The sequence below is a fragment of the Colwellia sp. 5_MG-2023 genome, assembly GCF_030547795.1.
In the GTDB taxonomy this organism is placed as follows: domain Bacteria; phylum Pseudomonadota; class Gammaproteobacteria; order Enterobacterales; family Alteromonadaceae; genus Colwellia.
In genome coordinates, this window is record NZ_JAUOPW010000010.1 from 43,508 (window position 1) to 68,389 (window position 24,882).

At 36.5% G+C, this 24,882-nt stretch carries 16 protein-coding genes; 10 read left to right on the top strand and 6 right to left on the bottom strand.

Annotated features, from left to right (window positions below):
* The first annotated feature begins 20 nt into the window (after positions 1-20).
* From Q4496_RS09060 to Q4496_RS09070, 3 genes are all read left to right on the top strand, one after another.
* On the top strand, positions 21-2,987 hold the full coding sequence (locus Q4496_RS09060) for a TonB-dependent receptor (RefSeq protein ID WP_303610313.1): 2,967 nt from the start codon (positions 21-23) through the stop codon (positions 2,985-2,987).
* Positions 2,988-3,103: 116 nt separating this feature from the next.
* Complete coding sequence (locus Q4496_RS09065) at positions 3,104-4,393, top strand: sugar MFS transporter (protein ID WP_303601734.1); 1,290 nt, start codon at positions 3,104-3,106, stop codon at positions 4,391-4,393.
* Positions 4,380-6,923: an exo 1,3/1,4-beta-D-glucan glucohydrolase gene (locus Q4496_RS09070; protein WP_303610314.1), complete on the top strand. Its 2,544-nt coding sequence runs from the start codon at positions 4,380-4,382 to the stop codon at positions 6,921-6,923. The genes Q4496_RS09065 and Q4496_RS09070 overlap by 14 nt, the downstream gene beginning before the upstream one ends.
* A 205-nt stretch (positions 6,924-7,128) precedes the next feature.
* On the opposite strand, the gene Q4496_RS09075 is transcribed toward Q4496_RS09070, so the two are convergent.
* On the bottom strand, positions 7,129-7,626 hold the full coding sequence (locus tag Q4496_RS09075) for a hypothetical protein (RefSeq protein ID WP_303610315.1): 498 nt from the start codon (positions 7,624-7,626) through the stop codon (positions 7,129-7,131).
* 225 nt (positions 7,627-7,851) lie between these two features.
* Here Q4496_RS09075 and Q4496_RS09080 point away from each other — a divergent pair, with 225 nt between their 5' ends.
* Both Q4496_RS09080 and pssA read left to right on the top strand, forming a co-directional pair.
* Complete coding sequence (locus tag Q4496_RS09080) at positions 7,852-9,918, top strand: FAD-dependent oxidoreductase (protein WP_303610316.1); 2,067 nt, start codon at positions 7,852-7,854, stop codon at positions 9,916-9,918.
* Positions 9,919-10,216: 298 nt separating this feature from the next.
* Positions 10,217-11,581 (top strand): CDP-diacylglycerol--serine O-phosphatidyltransferase, encoded by a 1,365-nt coding sequence (gene pssA / locus Q4496_RS09085; protein ID WP_252727644.1) that lies wholly within the window; start codon positions 10,217-10,219, stop codon positions 11,579-11,581.
* Between the two features lie 17 nt (positions 11,582-11,598).
* Here pssA and Q4496_RS09090 read toward each other — a convergent pair whose 3' ends face one another.
* The 5 genes from Q4496_RS09090 to Q4496_RS09110 form a co-directional block, all read right to left on the bottom strand.
* Positions 11,599-13,239 carry a hypothetical protein gene (locus Q4496_RS09090; RefSeq protein ID WP_303610336.1) on the bottom strand — a complete coding sequence of 547 codons (1,641 nt, stop codon included), beginning with the start codon at positions 13,237-13,239 and terminating at the stop codon, positions 11,599-11,601.
* Between the two features lie 302 nt (positions 13,240-13,541).
* A complete protein-coding gene (locus Q4496_RS09095) occupies positions 13,542-16,160 on the bottom strand; it encodes a TonB-dependent siderophore receptor (protein ID WP_303610317.1) in 2,619 nt (872 codons plus the stop codon).
* 90 nt (positions 16,161-16,250) lie between these two features.
* On the bottom strand, positions 16,251-16,751 hold the full coding sequence (locus Q4496_RS09100; RefSeq protein WP_303610318.1) for a RidA family protein: 501 nt from the start codon (positions 16,749-16,751) through the stop codon (positions 16,251-16,253).
* A gap of 17 nt (positions 16,752-16,768) precedes the next feature.
* Entirely contained in the window at positions 16,769-17,383 is a 615-nt protein-coding gene (locus Q4496_RS09105; protein ID WP_303610319.1) for a c-type cytochrome, read from the bottom strand.
* Positions 17,373-18,962, bottom strand: a complete 1,590-nt coding sequence (locus Q4496_RS09110; protein WP_303610320.1) for an FAD-dependent oxidoreductase — start codon at positions 18,960-18,962, stop codon at positions 17,373-17,375. Before Q4496_RS09110 ends, Q4496_RS09105 begins: the two co-directional genes overlap by 11 nt.
* A gap of 273 nt (positions 18,963-19,235) precedes the next feature.
* On the opposite strand from Q4496_RS09110, the gene Q4496_RS09115 reads away from it, so the two are divergent.
* The 5 genes from Q4496_RS09115 to Q4496_RS09135 all read left to right on the top strand — a co-directional run bounded on the left by Q4496_RS09115 (position 19,236) and on the right by Q4496_RS09135 (position 24,877).
* Positions 19,236-20,225, top strand: coding sequence for a LysR family transcriptional regulator (locus tag Q4496_RS09115; RefSeq protein ID WP_303610321.1), 990 nt, complete (start codon positions 19,236-19,238; stop codon positions 20,223-20,225).
* Positions 20,226-20,648: 423 nt separating this feature from the next.
* The gene (gene ssb / locus Q4496_RS09120) at positions 20,649-21,320 is read left to right on the top strand and encodes a single-stranded DNA-binding protein (protein ID WP_215974222.1); all 672 of its coding nucleotides are present in this window, start codon (positions 20,649-20,651) and stop codon (positions 21,318-21,320) included.
* A gap of 94 nt (positions 21,321-21,414) precedes the next feature.
* Positions 21,415-21,642, top strand: coding sequence for a glutaredoxin family protein (locus Q4496_RS09125; RefSeq protein ID WP_303601729.1), 228 nt, complete (start codon positions 21,415-21,417; stop codon positions 21,640-21,642).
* 108 nt (positions 21,643-21,750) lie between these two features.
* The gene (locus Q4496_RS09130; protein ID WP_303610322.1) at positions 21,751-23,697 is read left to right on the top strand and encodes a diguanylate cyclase; all 1,947 of its coding nucleotides are present in this window, start codon (positions 21,751-21,753) and stop codon (positions 23,695-23,697) included.
* Positions 23,687-24,877: a hypothetical protein gene (locus Q4496_RS09135; RefSeq protein ID WP_303610323.1), complete on the top strand. Its 1,191-nt coding sequence runs from the start codon at positions 23,687-23,689 to the stop codon at positions 24,875-24,877. Before Q4496_RS09130 ends, Q4496_RS09135 begins: the two co-directional genes overlap by 11 nt.
* Positions 24,878-24,882 lie beyond the last annotated feature (5 nt).

The following is a 24,882-nucleotide window of genomic DNA, read 5'->3' on the forward strand; positions in this document are numbered from 1 at the left end:
TTTTTAAAAGTAGGTTCAACATGAAAAATATTAAATTTAAACAAAAACATATAGCTACATGTATCTCATTAATTTTAGCTTCAGGTGTAAGTCATAGTGTATTAGCTGAAGAAGCACCATTAGCTGAGCAAAAAGCTGAAATAGAAGTGATTGAAGTGACAGGTATTCGCGGAAGTATTATGCGTGCATCTTCAATGAAACGTGGCTTTTCAGGTGTGATGGATGCTATTTCATCAGAAGAGATGGGGAAGTTCCCTGATACTAATTTAGCTGAGTCTTTGCAACGTATAACGGGTGTTTCAGTAAGTCGCTCAAATGGTGAAGGAAGTCAAATTACAGTACGTGGTTTTGGCCCTGAGTTTAACTTATTAACACTTAACGGACGTCAAATGCCTGGTACAGGTAATAGCCGTTCATATAGTTTAGAAAACTTGTCATCTGAAGGTGTTAGTTCTCTTGAAGTGTTTAAAACTGCACGTGCAGAAAACCCAACAGGTGGATTAGGCGCGACTGTTAATATTTCTACATTAAAGCCTTTTGACAGCCCTGGACAAAAAATTTCTGTTTCAGCAAAAGCTAATCACGATACTTCTAATGTAGAAGGTGATGATATTACGCCTGAGTTGAGTGCTATTTATAGCAATACTTTCAATGACGATACCTTAGGTTTTTCAGTTTCTGCAAGCCATCAACGAAGAGATTTTCAACAGCAATCTGCGAGTATTCAAGGCTGGCAAGCCAATGTAGCGTTACCTACTAACCTTGCTGATGAAAATGTGATTGATCCTCGCCCTATTAATGAGGAAGGTGAGCGTGTTGGTGATTACTTTTTCCCTCGTGATTTAGGTTACAACATTGCAAATATTGCCCGTGAAAGAACAAATGGAAATATTACCTTTCAATATGCACCGACTGAAGATCTTATTGTAACCTTGGATTACACAGCAACTATTGCAACCACTGGGGTTAACTCTATTGGGTGGGGAATGTGGAATGACTATGGAGGCAATATAAATGCCTATGAATTGGATGAAAATGGAACAGCAATTTATGCCGATATTAGTGGCAATGATGGCTCATATACTGCTTCTCGCAATACAACTGAAGTTAAAGAAGATTCATTTGGTATTAACTTAGCTTGGCAAGCAACAGATACATTGCATTTAGCATTAGATTTCCATGATTCAACCAGTAAAACAGATAATGGTAAAGATGCTGGTCTTAATAGTGCAGGTACGCTTGTTTTAGGATCAGATCAATTAATCACTAAAACGTACGATTATCGTACTGGTGATGTTCCATCAGGGCAGATTTTTTGGAATAACGGCACAACAACTTTAGAGCCAGGAGAAATAGACTCACATTTTAGTCAATTCATTCATTCACCGGGTGAAGCTAATGTAGAGCAAATACAACTACGTGGCATGTGGGAAAATACTTATAATATCCCGTTAGTCGACATAAAGTTTGGTGTAGCTAGCACTAAGCAAACTATTGGCGGCTCTAGTGCATGGAGTGGATTAATCGGTGCTTTTGGATTTAACCCTTCTTGGACTGAAATATTTCCAGACGGTATGTTTACAAAACAGAGTACTAATAACTTCTTAGATCAAATTAATGGTGGGGGAAGCAGTTTAACTCCGGATCATTATTATACTTTTGATTTTGATGAAGTGGTTACACGCTCAGAAGCCTTTTTAACAGAAGAAGCTTTAGGTAATGGTGATTATTTTGCAGCAACTCCATATCATGATTTTGCTGGTACTTTTTCGCAATCCTCAGTCGAAGAAGAAACGAAAAGTATCTACCTTCAAACAAACTGGATGTTTGAGTTAATCGGTTTTGATATGGAATTGAGTGTTGGTGTACGTTATGAAGAGACAGATGTTACGAGTAATGTTCAACAAGACGTCCCAACAAGTGTTTGGTGGCAAGGTGGCAGTGAATGGCATACTCAATATTTGAGTGGTGATAGTAATATTTTATCTTTAACGGGTGAGCATGATGTATTTTTACCTATGTTTGACTTCCGAGTTGATCTAACTGATGAACTTGTTGGGCGCGTTTCGTGGGGTAAGACAATCGCTAGAGCACCATTAGGTAATTTAGCGGGGGGACGTGTTTTATCTGGTAGTCCTAAAATAGGTTCTCGTAATGGTAATGAAGGTAACACTAACCTTTTACCATATGAATCTACTAACCTAGATCTTAGTCTTGAATATTACTACAGCGACGAAGGAAGTTATGCGTCGATTGGTTATTTCAAAAAAGACGTTAAAAACTTTATTGGAAATCAAATTGTATCAACCACTATTGATGGTTTTCACGATATCTACCAAGGTCCTCGCTGGCAGCAAGCTGAAGCTGATTTAATTGCTAATGGTGAGCAAGCAACAAGTGATGCTATTTTTGCACAAATCCAGGCCAATGGTTCTAGTTTAAATGCTCAAGGTTATTTAGAGCCAAATAGTGATGATCCATTGATTGTTTGGGATATAAGCAGACCATTCAATAGTTCTGATGAAAAAACTGTTGATGGTTTTGAGCTGGCAGTACAACATTTATTTGGTGAGTCAGGCTTTGGTGTAGGTGTTAATGCGACATTTGTTGATGGCGATGTAGAGTTTGACGTTGAAAGTTTAGACCAACAAACACCGCTAACAGGGTTAAGTGATTCTGCTAACTTTCAGGCTTTTTATGAAAAAGATGGTCTGTCGGTAAAAGTGACCTATGCATGGCGTGATGAATATCTGATTGGTGTAGGACAAGATCAAGGCTCATCTGATAATCCGCCACAATTTGCTAAAGCTTTTGGACAGTGGGATATGAGTGTCAATTATGATGTTACCGAGGAGCTCACTGTGTTTGTTGAAGGTGTAAATATTAATAATGAAACAGAGCAGGGCTTTGGCCGTTATGAAGAGCAGTTTTTATTTGCTAGACAATACGGACCTCGTTATAGCTTAGGTGCTCGATATAGCTTTTAACTAAGCCCAAATAAAGCCTTGTTGAATGTTATAACGAGGCTTTTATTTTAAGCATATCCTAACACTAATATCTGTTCGGTTATGTGATTTAACTTAATTTATATAGGAATATATTTATGGCTAGTTCTGCAGTTATTATCGATACACAGAATAGTTCAGAAAACTCATCAAGTAATCCTCCACAAAATAATATGTTCGCTTTAGTATCGCTTACTTCATTATTTTTCATGTGGGGGTTCATTACTTGCCTTAACGACATTTTAATCCCTTACTTAAAAGGTATGTTTGATCTTAGTTATACCCAAGCTATGCTGATTCAATTTTGTTTTTTTGGCGCCTATTTTATTGTTTCTCTTCCTGCGGGCGCTTTAGTGAGTCGCTTAGGTTATAAAAAAGGTATAGTGACGGGATTATCCATTGCTAGTCTTGGCTGTCTATTGTTTTATCCTGCGGCTGAAATCGGTGTGTACGCGGTTTTTTTATTAGCATTATTTGTTCTAGCAACGGGTATTACTATTTTACAAGTCTCGGCAAACCCTTATGTAAGCGCTTTAGGTCCAAGTAAAACGGCATCTTCACGACTTACTTTAACACAAGCTTTTAATTCATTTGGCACAACCGTTGCCCCATTTTTTGGTGCTTGGCTTATTTTTAGTGGTGTTGAGTCGAGCGAAGCGGTAGATGCAAGCTCAGTACAAATTCCTTATATTGCTATTGCATTAACCTTGATGGTGCTTGCGGGTATATTTGCGTTATTGAAGCTACCTAATTTAGGTCAAAATGCACAAGCACAAATATCGCCAAGCAAGGCATGGCAATTTAAACATTTACGTTTAGGTGCTGTAGGTATTTTTGTTTATGTTGGTGCTGAAGTTGCTATTGGTAGTTTTTTAATTAACTTTTTAGCAGAGCCTACTATTGCAGGTATTACTGAAGCTGAAGCCGCTAAATATATTTCTTATTATTGGGGCGGAGCTATGGTTGGGCGTTTTATTGGAGCAGGCGTGATGCAACTTGTATCAGCTAATAAAGTTTTATTTATCAATGCTGTTTGTGCTGCCATTTTAGTATTTGTTGCTATGGTGACCGATGGTTCAATTGCTATGCTGGCGATCCTTGCTGTAGGTTTTTTCAATTCCATTATGTTTCCTACTATCTTTACTTTAGCAATTAATCAACTAGGTAATGCTGCTAGCCATGGCGCTGGTGTTTTATGTTTAGCTATTGTAGGTGGTGCTATATTACCTTTAGTACAAGGCGCTTTAGCTGACGCACTTGGTATTCAGCTTTCGTTTATTCTACCTATTTTTTGTTATGCATATATCGTTTATTACGCATTAATTGGCTCTAAGCCCGATGTTACTACAATTCAATTTCAAGAGGGTGGCAAACATGAAGCTATCTAAAAGCACATTACTATCGAGTTCATTTGTTTTATTAGCTGCAGGTTGTTCAGTTGAATCATTTGACATTATCAATACAGAAGAGTCGAAGACTTGGGCACCAATAAAATCTGAAGTGACAAAAGATCCAGTTATTGAAGCTAAAGTCAGTGAATTATTGAGTACGATGACGTTAGAACAAAAAGTCGCACAAATGATCCAACCTGAAATACGTGATATTACTCCAGAAGATATGCGTAAGTACGGTTTTGGCTCGTATTTAAATGGCGGAGGGGCTTTTCCTAAGAACAATAAACATTCAACCCCCCAAGATTGGATTGAGCTTGCTGAAACTATGTATCAAGCGTCTATTGATGATTCACTAGATGGTAGTGCAATTCCTACAATGTGGGGCACTGATGCTGTTCATGGTCATAACAATGTGATTGGTGCAACATTATTTCCCCATAACATTGGTTTGGGGGCAGCGAATAATGTTGAGCTGATGACTAAAATCGCTCAAGCAACGGCTACAGAGGTAATGGTTACTGGTATTGATTGGGTTTTTGCGCCAACGGTTGCTACGGTAAGAGATGATCGTTGGGGGAGAGCCTATGAAGGTTACTCAGAAGATCCTGAAATAGTAAAGCTTTATGCTAGTGCTGTTGTTAAAGGATTACAAGGAAGTGCTGATGATGATTTTTTAGGTGATGATCGTGTTATTAGTACAGTTAAACACTTTGTTGGTGATGGGGGCACTCAAGATGGGGATGATCAAGGGGATAATCAAGCATCAGAGCAAGACCTGTATAAATTACATGCTCAAGGTTATGTCAGTGGTTTAGCGGCTGGCGCTCAGTCGGTTATGGCATCATTTAACAGTTGGAATGGTGAAAAAATTCACGGTAGCCATTACCTGTTAACTGAAGTGTTAAAAGAAAAGATGGGCTTTGACGGCTTTGTTGTTGGTGATTGGAATGGTCATGGACAAGTTAAAGGCTGTACAAATGAAAGTTGTCCACAGTCTATTAACGCAGGCTTAGATATTTTTATGGTGCCTACGGATGCATGGAAACCTCTTTATGAAAACACTATTGTGCAAGTACGTCGTGGCGAAATAGCTGAGTCACGTATTGATGATGCAGTCAGTCGTATATTACGTGTAAAACTCAGAGCAGGGCTTTTTGACAAACCAAGTCCCGCTAATCGTCAATTTTCAGGAAAAACTGAACTTATTGGTAGCGAAAAGCATCGAGAAATAGCTCGCCAAGCAGTACGAGAATCATTAGTGCTATTAAAAAATGAAGCTGGAATTTTACCTTTATCACCTAAAATGAATATTTTAGTGGCAGGCGATGCAGCTAACAATATCGGTAAGCAGTCAGGTGGTTGGACGATAACTTGGCAAGGTACTAATAATGAAAATAGCGATTTTCCTGGTGGTAGTTCAATTTATGATGGTTTACGTGCACAAGTAAACGCTGCTGGTGGTCATATAGAACTTAATGTTGAAGGTAAATTTACTAAAGAACCTGATGTTGCCGTGGTGGTGTTTGGTGAAGAGCCTTACGCTGAAGGGCAGGGAGACAGAGAGAATCTAGCTTATCAAGCAAGTCACAAATCTGATTTAGCTTTGTTAAAACGCTTGAAAGCACAAGGAATACCTGTTGTTTCAGTATTTATTAGCGGCAGACCTATGTGGATGAATGCTGAGTTTAATGCCAGTGATGCCTTTGTTGCTGCTTGGTTGCCGGGTTCTGAAGGAAAAGCTGTTGCTGATGTGTTATTGACAGATGTTAATAACCAAGTACAACACGATTTTATGGGGAAACTTTCTTTTTCTTGGCCGAATTCACCAGTACAAACAGTGAATCGTTTTGATAAAGATAATAAGCCTTTATTACCTTATGGTTTTGGTTTGAAATATGGTGAAAAAAGCACGTTAGCAAATAACTTATCTGAAGGTTTTACTTTCTCTCACAATAATCAACAAGACACTCAAATCTTTGCTGGTAAAGTAATGAAACCATGGGAAATGCTATTAATTTCAGAAGAGCAAACACTGAATATACAATCTAACAGTTCATCATTACCTGGCATTGCTTATCGCACCATTGATAAAAATGTACAAGAAGATGCTTTTCAGATCCAACTTGACGGCAGTACTACAGCAGGTATTAGATTTTCTGCAATTAATGCAATCAGTGCCGATCTTTCTATTGTATCAAAAGAAATGTCTGCACTGGTATTAACGGTTAAAAGAAATAGTGATGTGACTGCACCTGTGAGTATTTCAATGGCTTGTGACGGTAGTGAATTGACCTCTGAATCATGTATAGCGAGTGTTGATGTTTCACAAGCATTAGCTAATTTACCTAATGGTGAATGGGCAAAATTATCAATAGATGTCAGTTGTTTTGCTAACCAAGGTTTAAAGTTTGATAAACTTGTTAAACCTTTTGAATTAATGTCAAAAAGTAAATTAACATTATCAATGAGTGATGTTTATTTTGAAGCTAAGGCAGGAGAATCTGCTAATATTCAATGTAACTAGCCTTGTGACCAGGGTTATGTAACTTACTTTGTTGACTTAAAAAACCTCATATTGAACTAAGTTCATGATGAGGTTTTTTTTGAAAATTATAGTGCTATTTTCTCAAAATGACGGTCAATATATCCTCGTCATTTTATCGCTATATTGATAGGAAATCTCTTGAATCAGTAGTATAAAGCTTGAATATCTTAATGAATAAGGCTTTTTATTGTATTGAAAAAATATAATCACTTAGCTTATTAGTACCAAGTGTAATATCGACCTCATCACCTTGATATTTATCAAGTAACGCTAATCCCATTGGGGATTGCGGTGTGATTACCGTAATATGTTGCCCGAATAATTCACAACGAAACCCACCTGCTGCAGGGCCGATAAAAAACCAATGTTGTTTAGTGCTGTCTTTAGCAAGTTGCACTAATGCTGTTAATTTTATTGGCTTGTCTTCATCAAAAACTAGCAAATTTGAGTCTTGATACGCTTTAAGTGCCGTTTGTAATTCTTGCACACGTCGAGATTGCCCTTCAGCTAAATAGCTGGCCTCAATCGCTAGCGTATCATATTGGGTTTCGGCAACACTTTGATCGTCTACTGCGGCAGCATGAGCCTCATTTGCGGCATTAATCGCTTGATTTAATTCTTTCTTTAGCTCATTTGTTACTAACGAAGTTAAAGCTATTTTATCAATCTTTGCTTGATTCATATTAATTATTTTTGTAGTTAATCGTATTTGATAATGAGGATATTTAAGGGCTAAACACTTAGATGAAATAAGTATATTACCTTTAGGTATATATACTACTAATATTAATGCATTATTAATATTTTAAAATTAATCTGACAGGTGTCAAAATATGCTTGTGTTTTTGTTTGAAGATGAGTAAATTAACAGCAACTATACTATCTGGTTTGACCAATAGGAAATAATATGACAGCATCAAATGAAATAAATAATTCATCTATAGAGCAGGCTTTTCCTCACTTATTAGCCCCTTTGGATTTAGGTTTTACTCAATTAGCTAACCGCACGTTAATGGGATCTATGCATACCGGGCTTGAAGAAGAGCGTGGGGGCTTTTCAAAATTAGCGGCTTTCTATGAAGAGCGTGCAAAAGGCGGTGTTGGGCTAATTGTTACAGGTGGTGTTAGCCCTAACAAGCGTGGCACAATTGCCCCTTTGGGCAGTGAATTAAGCCATTTTTGGCATGTAAATAAGCATAAAGAAGTGACAGCAGCGGTTCATAAATACCCAACAAAGATCTGTTTACAGTTATTACACACAGGTCGTTATGCTTATCATCCCTTTAGTGTAGCGCCGAGTAAAATTAAATCGCCAATCAATCCTTTTACTCCTAAAGCAATGTCTGATGGTCAGATTCGAAGCACGATAAAAGATTATGCTTACGCCGCTCATTTAGCTAATAAAGCTGGTTATGATGGTGTTGAAATAATGGGTAGTGAAGGTTATTTAATTAATCAATTTGCTTGTCTTCGTACTAATCAACGAGATGACGATTGGGGCGGTAGCATTGAAAACCGTATGCGCTTAGCCATTGAAACAATAAAAGCGGTGCGTGCAAAAGTAGGTGAAAATTTCATTATTATCTTCCGATTATCTATGCTGGATTTAGTTGAAGGTGGTAATACTTGGGATGAAGTAGTTTTAATGGCAAAAGCTGTTGAGAAAGCGGGGGCTACCTTAATCAATACCGGTATTGGCTGGCATGAAGCACGTATCCCTACGATAGTGACTTCTGTACCAAGAGCAGCGTTTACTTGGATTACTGAGCGAATGAAAAAAGAAGTATCGCTACCGTTAATAACTACAAACCGTATTAATACCCCTGAAGTGGCTGAAGAAATATTAGCAACAGGGCAGGCGGATATGGTGTCAATGGCAAGACCATTTTTAGCTGATGCAAACTTTGTTAATAAAGCAGCGGCCAATAAATCAGATGAAATTAACACCTGTATTGGTTGTAATCAAGCTTGTTTAGATCATGTGTTTCAACAAAAAAGAGCGTCATGTTTGGTAAACCCTAGAGCTTGTTATGAAACAGAAATAAATTTTGAACCCACAAATAATCGTAAAAAATTAGCTGTTATTGGCGCAGGGCCTGCAGGTTTAGCTTTTAGTGTTTATGCATCTGAGCGAGGGCATCAAGTTGAGTTATTTGACAAAATAAGTGAAATTGGCGGGCAGTTTAATGTTGCCAAACAAATTCCAGGTAAAGAAGAGTTTTATGAAACATTACGTTATTTTAATAAGCAACTTACGTTACATAATATTCCGGTACATTTGAATAACGAACAAAGCGCAGAATCTCTATTATCGGCGGGCTTTGATGAAGTTGTTCTAGCGACAGGCATTAAACCTAGAAAATTAGATATTGAGGGCATTGATCATCCTAAAGTGCTGAGCTATTTACAAGTGTTGCGTGAGAAGATGCCTGTAGGAGAAAAGGTCGCAATTATTGGTGCTGGTGGCATTGGTTTTGATGTTGCTACTTACCTAGTGGAGTCGAACGAGTCACTGACAACTAACCTTGATGCGTGGTTAAAAAATTGGGGGGTCGATAAGAATTATCAAAGTTCGGGGGCATTATTAGAGCCGAGCGCAGCGTCTTCTGATAAACCAGAGAGACAAATTACGTTGTTACAGCGTAAAGCCACAAAAGTCGGTAAAGGTTTAGGGAAAACATCGGGTTGGGTACATCGTGCTAATTTAGTTAAACATGGTGTGAAAATGGTACCCGGTGTGAGTTATAAGTCGATAACTGATGAAGGATTAATTATCGAAGTAAATGGCGAAGAAACACTGCTTGATGTTGATAATATTATTATTTGTGCAGGACAAGAATCAAATCGTGATTTACAACAAGCGCTTGAAAATGGCGGCTTAAAAGTACACTTAATTGGTGGAGCTAATGTAGCCTCTGAACTTGATGCTAAGCGTGCTATTCGACAAGCTGCTGAATTAGCGATGATAATATAAATTTTTTAATAGAAACAAGTCGTTGTTCATTGTTATTCCACCCTATATTTATATGCTATTTCTTTTGAAAGTCGGTAAGTAAAAAGGAATAGCAATGAATATTCTTTGTTGTGGCTTGCTTAAATGAGAGTATTAAAAACATACCTAAAGTATTTCATCAATGAGGCTGAAGTAATTCAGATGTTCAAAATATAGGGTGAACTGGTAAAAAACTGTTACAACTCGCTAATAGTTTATCGAGACAATTAGCAGAATTTATTTTAGAAAAATAAAAACTGACGTATACTGCTGAAAATGCATGTATAGTAAAGCCCCTCAACCTTTGACCTTTGAAATGAAAAATTTAGTGATCAGTAATTCCGATATTGAAATATTCTCTACTCCGAAACAATATAAACAACAACTATTATCATTAATTGCTAATGCTCATCGTCGTATATATATAACAGCACTTTATCTACAAGATGACGAGGCTGGCAGAGAAATATTGCATGCTTTGTACAAAGCTAAAGGAATTAGGCCTGAGCTAGAAGTTAATATTTTTGTCGATTTTCATCGAGGTCAACGAGGGTTAATTGGAGAAAAAGATAGTTTAGGTAATCGTGCTTTATATCTTGATTTAGCTGCACAATATGAGCAAAAAATTTCAATATACGGTATTGCTGTTAAGCGAAAAGAGCTATTTGGTGTTTTACACTTAAAAGGTATGGTTTTTGATGATAATCTTTTTTATACCGGTGCAAGTATTAATGACATATACATGCATCAAGGTGCTCGCTATCGTTTAGACAGATATTATCAAATTCAGTGTTCTTCATTAACGAACAGCTTTTGTCAGTATTTAAGTAATACTTTTATTCATTCAAATCTAGCGCCATTACTTAATGAGCCTGATTTACCGAGTTCTGTTGATCAAAAACGTAATATTTTAGCGTTAAAATTATTATTGAAAAAATCAGCTTACGCAATAGACTCCACGAGTACCAACAAAAATTCGGGAGTTATTAATAACCCTATATCAATAACTCCTTTAGTAGGATTTGGCAGAAGAAAAAATCACCTAAACAAAGTTATTCGCAAAACAATTCGTAATTCACAAAAGCAGTTATTAATTTTTACGCCTTATTTTAATTTACCTCCTGTGCTGGCAAAAGATGTTGTTAATGCATTAAAACGTGGTGTGAATATCACCTTAGTTGTTGGTGATAAAAAGGCTAATGATTTTTATATTGCTGATGAATCGGAGTTTAGTACTATTGGTATCGTTCCTTATATTTATGAAATGCTCTTAAAGCGCTTTGTTAAACGCTATCAAAACTATATTGAACAAGGGTTATTGAATATATATTTATGGCAACACGAAGATAATAGCTTTCATTTAAAGGGAATTATTAGTGATGAACGTTATCATTTATTAACAGGTAGTAACTTAAATCCACGGGCATGGACATTAGATCTTGAAAATGGCTTACTACTTGATGACCCATCACAAAGTTTAATGACAAAAGTTGCACCTGAGCTTGTTACTATTATGGAGCATACTCAAAAAATTAATCATTTTAGTGAGCTTGAAGCGGTAAGTGACTACCCAACAAAACCGAAGAAGTTACTGAATAAGATTCGCATCGCTCAACTTGATCGTGTTTTAAAGCGGTTCTTATAGATTATAATCACGCTGGATTAAAAAGATTGTTTAGCTTCAATTCTAATTTCAAAAGTATCAATATTTGGGTTATCACTTTGAGGAAAAGCAAAGTCGACATGTATTACTTGTTGATTTCCTGCTGCATGTGGTGAATAAAACCTTGCTCCCATACCCACTGAATATAGCCAACCATTTTCAGCATTAGCCTCAATGCCTGCGACATCAATGTCACCAAAGGTTCGTGCGGTATCTAAAAATGCAGCACCAGCAAGATCAAATACCTTAAATAGATTGATTTTGGGATAATAACGTATTTCGTTGGTAAATTTCACACTATGCTCACCATGCTGATACTCTAAAGGAAAGCCTCTTAAACCAGAATCACCTCCAATACTAACAAGTTGGTCAAGATATTGATTATTACTGATTACATTGGTGTTGTTGAAGTAATATCCCCAGTTGTCATTGAAATTATAAAAGTATTCAGTATCAATATTCAGTAATAGTCGATCTTCACGTTGATGATATATGTCACCACTTAATTCTATATTGAGTAGCACCAGAGCATTATCATGTACTTCAAATCCTTTATGGATTTTTGCTTGAAATAGCGCCCAAGCATTATTTTCTCTTTCACCATCACTAATACCTAAACGAGAACTAAATTGCCAACCATGATTAAAATCTTCTATTTGTGTAATTAAATGAATATTTGTGAGTTTTTTAAAGTCTTTTTCTATGTAATCAAAACCGACCCAAGGGTAGATAAAATCACGATCCTGAGGTAATAAAAGTGAATAAGGGTTATCGTTTGCATTATCAGCATAATAAAATTTATGTTGTTCTTGTGTAACACCAACATGGTATCGTGCGAGCGCATTTTTATGGTTAAAACCTAGCCAAGAATATTCGGCATTTTTATAGTTAAGGTCATGGGAAAATATCGCCAATTTATTATTATTTTGATAAATAGTGTCATTACGAGACTCTTCATCAAAGCCAATCATATAAGCATTGTTAGTATAAAAACTAGCAAAGTGCTTTTGTAAAAATATCGCTTGTTGAGTACCATCGTCATTGTCAGCAAAGTGTAATTTTAAATCAATATTCTTTTGGCTAAATAAGGGAATAGTGGTTCTTAGTTTATAGCCCTTACGTTGCGAGTTTCTATAAGTTTCGATTTCTGCATCTACGCCTAAGCCAGCAAGATTTCGCTCCTTAATACCAAAACTATAGGTACTTTCTCCTCCCTGACGACCAAAACTAACAGTTGGCATTAATGACCAATTATCCCAAGTAGTAATAGTGATATTTTCTACCGCTTCATCACTACTAACCTTAGCGGCACGTAAGTATTTTCTACTACGTAAATGTCGCTCTAACTCGGCCATATCAGCGATAGTTTTTGTACATTTATTGATAAAAAAAGCAGCTTCATTTTCTAATGTAAGTTGCTTCGTGGTTATATGAATTGCATTTGCCCAGCGATGTATAAAAAGGAAACCTTTTTCATTTTCATCAAAAATCGTTTGTGGATTAAAGATAATCTTTGGCTGTTCTTGGTTACAATTGTTAGTTTCCAATGAGCTTGTTGATATTTGGTGTACGAAAGGATCGATTTGTGTCTGTGCTTGAGCATTAGTCGTGGTAATTCCGATGACGACAGAGCTTACCATCACAAAATAAATAATAGGGATAGCGCATAATATAATGTGTGAATATTTACTGCTAATAGGAATAACTGAGCTCCTTCTGTAACGTTATGTACTCACAAAAACTGTAAATGACATAAATATTTCAGAGAATTTAAGTATAGCTTATTTATTGTCTGTATTTTTATTTTTATCGAAGATAAAGCTATGTGTAGAAAGATAATATACCTTTCTCTAAAAATGAAAAAGGCCATTATTACTAATAGCCTTTTATTTAATTATTGTCTCGTCCCTAAATGTGTTTACACATTTAGGGCGTAAACAATTTAGAAAGTGTAATTTAAGCGTGCGTAATAATAACCGCCCATCCAATCAACCGTATTACCTGACCAGTAAACTGCACCACAACAATCATCACCGTCATCTTTGTCTGGGTAGGTATCGAAAATATTTCGCGCACCTGCAGCAAAGGTTAAGTCATCACTTAATGGATAGCTCATTTCTAAATCAAACAATACAACCGGATCATATTCTTGAGTTGAAGTTGCATCAGTATCGATTGCATTCTCATATGAGCCGTAGATGTTTGCACGAACTAATACAGTTAATGCATCAAAACTATGCTTAGCAGATACTACCCCCTTCCATTCAGGAATAGAGTTTTCTAAGTCAAAGGCATCTTCATTACTTAAAAAATCACTAATGTCAGAGTCTATTTCTGTTGTATTATAGTTTACAGAGCCGGTTAATATAGTATCTCCTATGGTATAGGTGGCAACGAAATCCATACCTGAAGTGGTTGTATCAAATGCATTTTGAAAATAGTTAACACCACCAATGGTATTAGCACCTTCAACACCCGCAGCGTCTAAAGCTAAAAATTTATCATAAGCATCGCCAGATGTTGGATCTGTAGATACGTCGATGGTAGAAACAGAATAAAAACGATCTTCTAAAGCAATATTATAGAAATCTAACGTTAATGTTAGCGCATCAAAATTAGCAGAAAGCCCTAGACTATAATTCACAGACGTTTCAGGTTGTAATGCTTCAGCTCCTAACGCTTGTCCTACGGTGCTTAACGCTGGAAAAAGCCCTGTAGCAACAGGTAAGCCATCGGGTAAACGTGTTGATACATTGGTCGTACCTTGCTGGCCTGGTGTAGGTGCACGGAAACCAGTACCTACTGAACCTCGTAAGTTAACCTTGTCTGTTAAACTATATTTAAATGCAAGTTTACCTACTAATTCTGAACCAAAATCTGAGTAATCCTCATATCTAAATGCTGTTTGTAAAAATAGTCTTTCAGTAATATCACTACTTAAATCAACATAAACTCCCATCATATCTCTTTCATATGACCCTGAATATTCAGGTGAAAAACCAGGGAAGCCATTTGACCCTACACCAACGGCTTGATAGACAGCATCATTCTCATCCGCACAATTCAATGTTGAACCATTAGCGATAACAGCTAAGCCAGCATCGGTTGCTGAGTCACCATTACAAAAGCCATAAGGATCTGCGCTTGAATATGGGCCAACAGAATAAGAGGCTTCATCTCCTCCTCCTAGTTCATAAGTTTCTTCCATATAAGTTAAACCAAATGCTAGTACTAAATCACTATCAAAGCCAACCTCAAACAGTTTGGTGAAGTCTGCTGATATTTGTAGTTCTTCATTAGTTAAGTCACCTGGACGGAATGACGTTGGAGAGTCAGGTCCCATAGATGGATTAATGGTATTATCTAGTGTGTAAGCAATTTCGTTTGAACCATAACGAGCGCTAATATCATAGGTCATTTCATTTGCAAACTCACCTTCTAAGCCTGTTAAAAGTGAAATGTCAGTAATTTTACCGGTAAACCTAGGAGTAAAGCCTCCAGGAAACTTCTCTAAAGGTGAATAAAGAGAACCATCAGCCAAGCGGATATTCTCAATAGTACCGTTACCTGGATAACGATAGTAAAATCCACCATCGCCTTCGCTATCGGAATAATTACCAAAAGCATATACTCGCATATTATCGTTTATGTCGTAACCTGAGTTGAAAAATAAACGAGTAGCAGAAGTGTTAGGCTGCCCCCAAGGTTGTACAACATTTTCACCGCCTAAATTTGCATCACCCAAACCGGCTAGAAATGCTTCTTCAGAGTAACCTTCTATTGATTCAAATGCAGCACTACTTTCTGCAAAACGTGGGTCATTAGGATCAACACAACCCCAAGATTCACAATATTGTTCTGAACGAGATGTTGAGTTTGAATCTGAAATTTCACCTGAAATACTTAAAAAGCCTGAGTCGCCAAGCGCAAAACCCATATTACCGGTAACAGTAACTAATTCACCATCACCTTCATAATGTTGGCCCATTTCTACTGATAAAGAACCGCCTTCATCATTATTTTTCAATTGGAAGTTGATAACACCTGCAATTGCATCAGAGCCATATTGCGCTGCTGCACCATCACGAAGTACTTCAACACCTCTTAAAGCAGAAGATGGAATAGTCGCAATATCAGGACCTTGTGTACCAGAACCACCTATTTGTACTAACGCTGAACGATGACGGCGTTTTGAATTAACTAATACCAACGTTTTATCTGTTGGCATACCACGTAAAGTTGCAGGGCGAATAAATGAGGCTCCATCAGAGATAGGTTGACGAGATAAAGAGTATGATGGCACTAAGGTTTTCAAGATATCATTGGTGTCAGTAAAAGGGACAGCCGTCAAATCTTCTTCGCTTAAAATATCAATAGGAACTGCTGAATCAGCTAAAGAGCGCGGAGCACCACGACTGCCCGTTACTATTATTTTCTCATAATTTTCTTCGGTCGCAGCGGCTTCTTCTTGAGCCGCTGTTGCGCTGATAGATATTGTGCCAATAGTACAGGTGATTAAACTGGTTTTTATTGCTTTGCTGAGTAATGTATATTTAGCCATAGTGAACCTTATTCTTCATGTTTTAGTAATTTTATTGTTGTCTTTTTGCCCCTATATCAATATAGAGGCCTGTTTTTATTCGTATAAATATTATTTTTTGGGTTTGGCTATAACCATTTCGATTTCGATTAACATATTTGGGCCGCCTGCTAAACCTGCAATTTGAAACGCTGAACGTGCTGGTTTATTTGGTTGTTCTTTTGTGCCGAAGTATTTGGTGTAAGCTTTCATAAAACCTGAGAAATCCATTTTTCCATCCATGGTTGGATCACCGACCATGAACACTTGCATTTTTATGACGTCACCAAAATCTACACCTAACTCTTTAAATGAAGCTTCAAAACGTTTAAACACATTTAATGCTTGTGTCTCGGTGTCGCCATAATACTTACGACTTCCTTTTTCTGCTGTTGCATCAACAGGACCTGGCACCATGCCGCTATGAAAAATCAACGTAGTTTCTGGTGTAACTTCTACCGCCCTAGATATAGGAAATGTGCTATTATTTGGTAGAGCATGACGCGTAACATCAGCCATAGCACTACCCATTAATAATGTGCCTGTTACTGCTGCTATTAAGGTTTTTTTCATGTTTTAAACTCCTAAGTTTATTTTAATTGGTATATATAAGTGGCTAAATTCGCCGCATCTTCTTCGGATAAAACCACACTACTAGCGGCTTGCATTTGTTGTCCGTAACTATCCGATTTATCTGTGCCTCTGTATCCCAGTCGAAAATGATTTAATTGAGTAACTAAATACCAATCGTTTAAACCATTTAACTTTGGTGCACCTAATTCTTTGTTGCCCTCACCGTTTTCACCATGGCATGCTGTACATGCTTGGTATTTCTTTTCACCTAAATGGATATCGCCTGCAATAAGCGCTTTTGGCTTAGGTGATTCAGTTTTTGTGACCCATGCAGCAATCTTTGCTATTTCATCGTTTGACAACTTTCCTACCATCAGCATCATCTCGCCACCAGTTGTATCTTCGGGATGACTTCCTCGTTTACCCGATTTAAAATTGAGTAATTGACGCTCTATATACCAAGTTGATAAACCTGTTAGCCTTGGTGCGCCGATATTAACGTTGCCCATTAATTGGCTACCATGACAAACCGTGCAGTATTCTAATCCAGCAGGAGTAGGTGCTTCTTTCGCTTGTACATTTTGTAAAAACAAAGCATTAACAATAATTAATATCAGTACGTTAACTCGCATGAATTACTCCTTGCTTACTTGCACTTAAGCCAATCATTTTATTAAGTTGTTGTAACGCTTGTTCACTAGAAGCTAGAGCCCCTTCTTGCCAAGCTGTATGGTGACTTATTTGATCACCTATCATAAAATGGCGTCCCTCAGGTTTTTGTAATAAGGCGAAATATTCATCCCATACATCTGCGGGTATACTAGAACCACAGCCCATTTGGTAATTCATTCTTGCCCAAGGGATTGAAACGCCACTTTCGATATATTTGCTGTAGCCAGGGTGAATCTTTTCGGCATTAGCTGTAGCTACTTTTAGGCGATCTTCATGAGATAAGGCTTCAAACATTTTTACGGTTTTTTCTTGCCAAGAGTATGCGCCTAAAATTACGCCTTTCTGAGCATGAATATCGTGAGAAGGGTACCAAATTTGGTTAATTGGTCCTGTGCTGTAGCTAATGCCACCATAAATGCCATCACGTTCCCAAAAACGTTCTTTCATTTGGAAGCCTATTTTGAATAAGTGTCCACGTTTATAGCTATTCAAGGCTTTTTGATAGGCTGAATCGAAATTATTTTCTATACCTGCCATAAAGTATGAAGGGATATTATTAAAACAATAATCTGCTTTTACGGTTTTAAATACACCACCTTCTTGATAGGTGACTTCTACACCATCCTCTCTGTTGAAGATTTTTTTGACTTGGGCATTCAATATAGGCGTTGTTTTTATATTCTTTAAGAACCCTTTCACTATAGAGTCCATACCGCCTACTGGTTCCATTAGTGGCTCACACCAATCGTATTGTTCAGCCCCTAATAAGCCACCATACCAAAAACTACTATCTAACATAGCTTTTAGCTCTATTGGTACATTAGGGGTGGGGTGTTCCATCATTCTATCTGTGACTGAGCCAGCTCTTTCACTCCCACGATATTTACCATTTTCGGTTAAATCACCATAGGTTTGAGAAAAAGATATAAGCTTTGCTACATCTTCTTCTGATAAAAGTTGGTCGTATTGACCGTTATCTGCTGCTTTCCATAACAGCTCAGACATTAAGCCTCGAACATCTGTATGATACTCAACAATACGTTTAGGTTTGCCTCCTAGCGACTTTTCATCATGAAAATAAGCCATTTTGCTACTATTAGCTTTGACCTGTAATGGAACATTTAATGTTTTACAATAGTGCAACACTCTCTGATGATGACCGGGTATTCTGGCTGGTCCACAGTTTAAATATAAGTTTTCTTGTTTATCAAAATTACAAATTTGTGGTCGACCCATTTCATCTATCTTGTCACCATGTCGTACAGTTAAGTTACGTCCACCAGGTCGAAAAGAAGCTTCTAAAATAGTACATTCATACCCAGCTCGTTCTAATTCTAAAGCGGTAGCTAAACCCGAAATTCCAGCACCTAAAATTAATGCTGTGGGTTTTGTACCTTTTGCCGCGGGCTGTACTTTAATAGGTCCATTGTAAGAGCTTTCAGGGGTTAAGCCTAAGGCTAGGCTTGTTTTTAGTAATGCGGATGAACCACCGGCAGCACCAACATAGGTTAGAAATTGTCGTCTTGTTATATTAAACATAAATACGTTCGTTAACTCCATGGAATTGATTTAGACACTAGGTCAAAACATTAATATGATGCTAACTAACGCTTTCGTATGACTGAATACTGAATAATATTGTACCGCCCTATATTTTTTCTATGCCTCCTAAAAACAGAGTATTAGAAGCTGTTTTTTTTAAAAAAAAAGTATATAAAACAAACGACGGCATAAAAAATGCTTAAAAAAATTATATCTTATACCTTGAAGAGATAAGTTCTGAAAGGCTCTCTTTATTTAATAGAGGCGTAAATGAATTCTAAACAGTTGCAATATTTTTTGACTACAATTGAACAGGGAAGTATTACTGCTGCGGCAAGGGAATTGGATGTTGCTCAACCAGCAATTAGTTTACAAATAGCTAATTTAGAGCATGAGTTGAAAACTAAGCTATTTGAGCGTGATTTTCGTGGAGTAACACTAACTGATGCAGGTAAGTTGTTTGAAGATCATGCTCATCTCATTTTATCTCAAATATTTAGTGCTAAAGCTGATCTTATGCAAGTACAAGAGGATTTCAAAGGTAAAGTGGTTGTTGGGATAAGCCAGGCAGCTTGTAATGTACTATCAGCAGTTTTAGTAACAGAGTTAGAGCATAGGCATCCTGGTATCAATCTATCTTTTAAAATTGGTCCAACACATGTTGTTGATAAATGGTTATTAAAAAAAGAGGTAGATCTTGCTATTTGTTACGGTTCTAAAATTAATAAAAATGGCATACTCTTATTAAAAGAGTCACTTTCTTTGTATATATCTAAGCAGCCCCAAAATCCAACATTTAGTGAGCTAGCAATGTATGGATCAATTCCATTTGAAGAGCTGCAAAACTATGAAATTTTTATGCCCGATGAACAAGACGCTTTAGCCGAATTATTAAATCGTCAAGCTACTAAAGTTGGCATTAATCTGAAAACTAAAAAAGCTTTTGGACAATTAATGACAACCTTGCACTATGTAACCCAAGGGTTAGGATTAATTATTGCGTCATCATCAGCCACCTTTCATTTAGAACTTAATCAACAACTGAGAAAAATAGATATTATTCAGCCAAGTATATGGCGTGATGTTTATTTACATACAGCAGAAAAAAATGATCAAAGTCCAGCTGTTTTAGCTGTATTTGAATTAATTCGTGAAACTACTGCTATGGCTTATGAAAACAATACCTGGCAAGGAGAATTAATTGATACCCAATATGCACGAAAACCTGAAATAGATATTAAAGCGATGGTTGAAGATTAACGTTTAAGGCCAGTTAATATAATATTAAGCTCATTAAGTTAGTTCTTACCCAGAGCTCGCTAAAGGCTTAAAAATAAAATTATTGGAATTGGTATTCCTCTGCTATTTCTCCACCATCACGATAATCATTAAGTAAACTGAATGCTGGCTAACCCGTATGCAGTTATTGTTTTAATTTTAATCGATAAGGTAAACTCTCTTGATATAAAAAGAGTAATTTTTTAGTTAATACGATAAAAATCAATTAGCTAAAAATAAAAAACAATACAATAAAAATAAATAGCGTTTTAAACGAAAAAAGCACTCGAATTTGATCGTATCTCACTATAGAATTACTCTCTTAATCAAATTTTTTAAACTCTAGAATAACTGTGTGTTAAGTACACAAATTGTTTTAGAAAAGCACAATCAATAGGATGTTTCATGGCGGGTGTAAATAAAGTAATTATTGTAGGTAACTTAGGTAAAGATCCTGAAGTGCGTTTTATGCCTAATGGTGGTGCGGTGGCAAATATCACTGTGGCAACATCTGACACATGGAAAGATAAGCAAACTGGTGAGCAAAAAGAAAAAACAGAATGGCACCGTGTTGTTATGTTCGGTAAATTAGCTGAAATTGCAGGCGAATACTTAAAAAAAGGATCAAAAGTTTATCTTGAAGGTTCATTGCAAACGCGTAAGTGGACTAATCCACAAGGACAAGATCAATATACTACTGAAATTGTATTACAAGGATTTAATGGTGTAATGCAGATGTTAGACGGTAAACCGTCGGGTCAAAATACAGGTTTTCAGCAACAAGCACCTCAACAACAAGGTCAAGCTCAAAATACTGGTTTTCAGCAGCAAGCACCTCAGCAGCAAGGTGGTTATGCACCACAAGGGCAGCAACAGGCTCCACAACAAGCTTATAATAAACCAGCACAACAAGGTGGCTATCAGCAAGCTCAACAAGCGCCTCAACATCAAGGTGGTTATGCACCACAAGGTCAGCCACAAGGTGGCTTTGCTCCACAGGGACAACAACCTCAACAAGCACCTAAAGTGAATCCACAAGAGCCATCAATTGATTTTGATGATGATATACCATTTTAATTTTTCAAAAAATAAAATGTAAACTTTAAATTAAATAAAACCCTGTTAATTCAGGGTTTTTTGTAATGTTTTTAATATATTTATAGGTAAGCCCATGAAACGTATTGTACTTTATACCATGGAAAAATGTCCGCATTGTCAAACCGCAAAACGCTATTTAGATGAGCAAAGGATCCCTTATCGTTTATGTAATGTGCAAACACCAAAAGGTCAAAAAGAGTTTTCTGCAATAGGTATGCGAGCTGTGCCTGTATTAAAAATAGGCGATCAACTATTGAATGGCTTTTCTATCGCTAACTTTAATAAGCTATTTAAAAGTTAAGCAGTACCGCTAGTTATTAACTTTAACTTCATGTTAGGCTATATCTACTTATAATTCTGCTATTTACTGCTTGCGGTATATAAAATTTATTTTTAAGGATAAATTACCTTGCAGCTAGTTTTTCGATATATTTTTCTGGTATTTGTTACCTGTTGTTTTTTTGTGGCTAATGCAGCGAAGTTAACAGATAGTTTGGCATTGCAAAATATAGAGCATGCCTTACATAAAGAACCATGGACAACATATCAATCATTACTGGAACAAGCTGATCAAATAGATGAAATGTCACCGAATTACAAACTTTGGTGGCTATTACGTAAAGCAGAGGCCGAAAATTTATTGTATTTTTTTGATAGGTTTGAGGCAACAGTTGAAGAGTCTCTTGCAGCTGTACATGAAAATACCCCCGCTAGAATACTTATTAACCTTGATATTTTTCGTGGTCTAATCCTTCAACGCGAAGGTCACTACCTTCGCTCACAAAAGTTATTGAAAAAAGCGCAAGAATCCGCACTAGCAAATGATTATATTGCTTTAGCTGTGCAAGCTAAACAAGAACTGGCATATACCCTTAGCTTAACTGGCGTTTATGAATTGCCATTAACTGAATTACAACAGGCTTATATGGAAGCCTTTATGTTAAATAATGAGTTCTTAATTGCTAGAATTAATGAGGTCTATGGTGCCATTTATGGTTATATGCATGATTATGCTAAATCAATAGAGTATTACCATAAAGCATTAATAAGTTATCAACAATTAGCGTATCCATATTATGAAGGTGAGGCTGTATACGGTTTAGCGGTCACTTATCGTTATTGGGGGAAATATGAATTGGCAATCGAGTACTATAAACGGTATCGAAAAATAATTGAATTTAGCCCCAACAATATTAATGGTAAATTTTTTGCGGCTTATGGCATTGCCATGAGTGAAGCGAGTCGAGGAAGTTGTGAGCAAGCATTAAGGTCTATTAATTATGCTGTAAGTATTGAAGGATTAAGTGATTACAAAGCTGAATTATACAAAAGGAAATCGGAATGTTTGATTACAGAAGGTAAGTTAGATGAGGCAAAAATAGCGTTAAATAAAGCAGAAGAAATATTTTACTCGCTACCCGAATTACTTGGAACTCGCTGGCAAATAGAAACATTAAAAATTGAGGCTAAATTAGCAGAGGCTCAAGGTAATCATAAAGAGGCATACAAACTATTGGAACAATTTAATGAAAATGAAATTGAATTGTTAAAAGAAAATATGTCTGATCGGCTATTACATGTCAGAGCAACACTAGAAGCAGATCGGCAAAATGTAGAAATATCACTATTGCAACAACGTACTAAAGTACAGCAGTTGGAATTTGAACAACAGAAACAAGCTAATACGTTACAAGTATATGTGATTGTTTTTGTCGCTACCCTGGTTTTAATTATGCTGTTTTTCACTTATTTTCAATGGCACCACAATAAAAAATTAAAACAGTTATCGATTAGAGATCCGCTGTCTAATTCATTCAATCGACGATATGTATTTAATTTTCTACATAAATTAATTGATGCTAACTACGATGAAAAAAATACTATTTCAATTATGGTGATAGATATAGATGATTTTAAGCGCGTAAATGATTTATATGGGCATCCTTTTGGAGATGAAGTAATTCGCCAAGTAGCAAACATAGGTGCTAATATTTTAAGAAAAGAAGATGTAATTGGTCGTGTTGGTGGTGAAGAGTTTCTTTGTGTTTTGCCAAGGATTGATGCTGTACAAAGTTTGCATATTGCGCAGCGTTTTGTAAACACTGTTAATCAGCACGAGTTCATTACTGAAAGCAATAATGGTGATATTCAAAAAATTCAAGTGAGCGTAAGCATAGGTTTAGCAACAACTTCTAAAAAGGTTAACACGAGTACTGAGCTTTATTTGCAAGCAGATAAAGCGCTTTATCACGCAAAGCGTAGTGGTAAAAACCGCGCTATACAATATCAAGAGTCTATGCAATATATGAATAACAGCAAAAAAAATTACGAAATTCCTACATTTGATGAGAAATAATTACTTAAGTCAATCAGTCTCATCACCCTCTTTTTTAGCGTCTGTACCTTTATTCAATTGTGCTATCACGTTACTGCAAGACTATATAAAAGAGTTAGGTTATCAGCCTCAAATTCATTTTGAACTTGAGGGGTGCTATCAAGTAAATAATGCAAAAAGTCTTACACAAAAGTTAAACTTTGATCTTATTAATCAGTATTTACGTAGTGTAGATATAGACGGTGAAATTGTCAGTGAATATTGGCGAAACCAATGGGAGTACGTTTCTTTATTTAATGGCCAAAGTCCGCTAAAAGAAGCAATGAATTTGCATCAAATGCTTACTCAGTTGCCACAAATATTTCAACGGTTGTATGGTCAACATGGTGTTATTAATACGTTAATTGAACCGGTAGTTTGGTCTGGTGACCAAGGTAAGTTAGCAACCGGTTCTAGTCAAATTTTTACCGATGACACGAGAGCTGTTCATATCCCTAATGCTATTCAACTTAATGCTAGCGTGCTTAATAAGCAAGGCATGAACCTTATTGCAGAAAAAAACTTTGGTGAATACTTACAGTTTTGTTTTTTACGTACTAGCTTTGAATGTTCTTTATTATATTTACCGGAAGAAGCTGCTTTTGAACGCTTATTACTGAAAAGTTATTACGGTTTAGCTCAAGAGTTATGTTCACCAATCGATATTTCAGGGGGGCATCAAGGAAGTATCGCTTTATATCAAAAGCTGGGGAAGCATAATCAGAATATGGGGGAAGAGCCTTTGCTGTTTGACAGATATAACAAGGTTATTTCTGTACAGCAAAACTGGCAGAAAACGGCTAGAATTGAACATAGATTAGGTGCTTCCAGCCTTTATTATAATCCCTATGTCAATGTGATATATGGCTTATTAAATATTGTAGATGCTATTGAAGCTTACGAAAATGATAAGTGCTTATCTGTGCCGAGGTTTGTCTCAAGCACTTTACCTAAGTCATTATTTACTCATAACGATGATATCGTTTCTCTTGGCGCTATCGATATATTTACTGCAAGTTCATGGTTTAGCGAAAGTTTAAATACAGTCCAAGAAAAATACAGTAAAACTAATTCAACACTCGTACTTGAAAGCCCAATGTTGCTGGGTAATAAAATTAAGCAAATAATATTAAATACTTATCAAGTAAATATAACAAAATAAGAAAT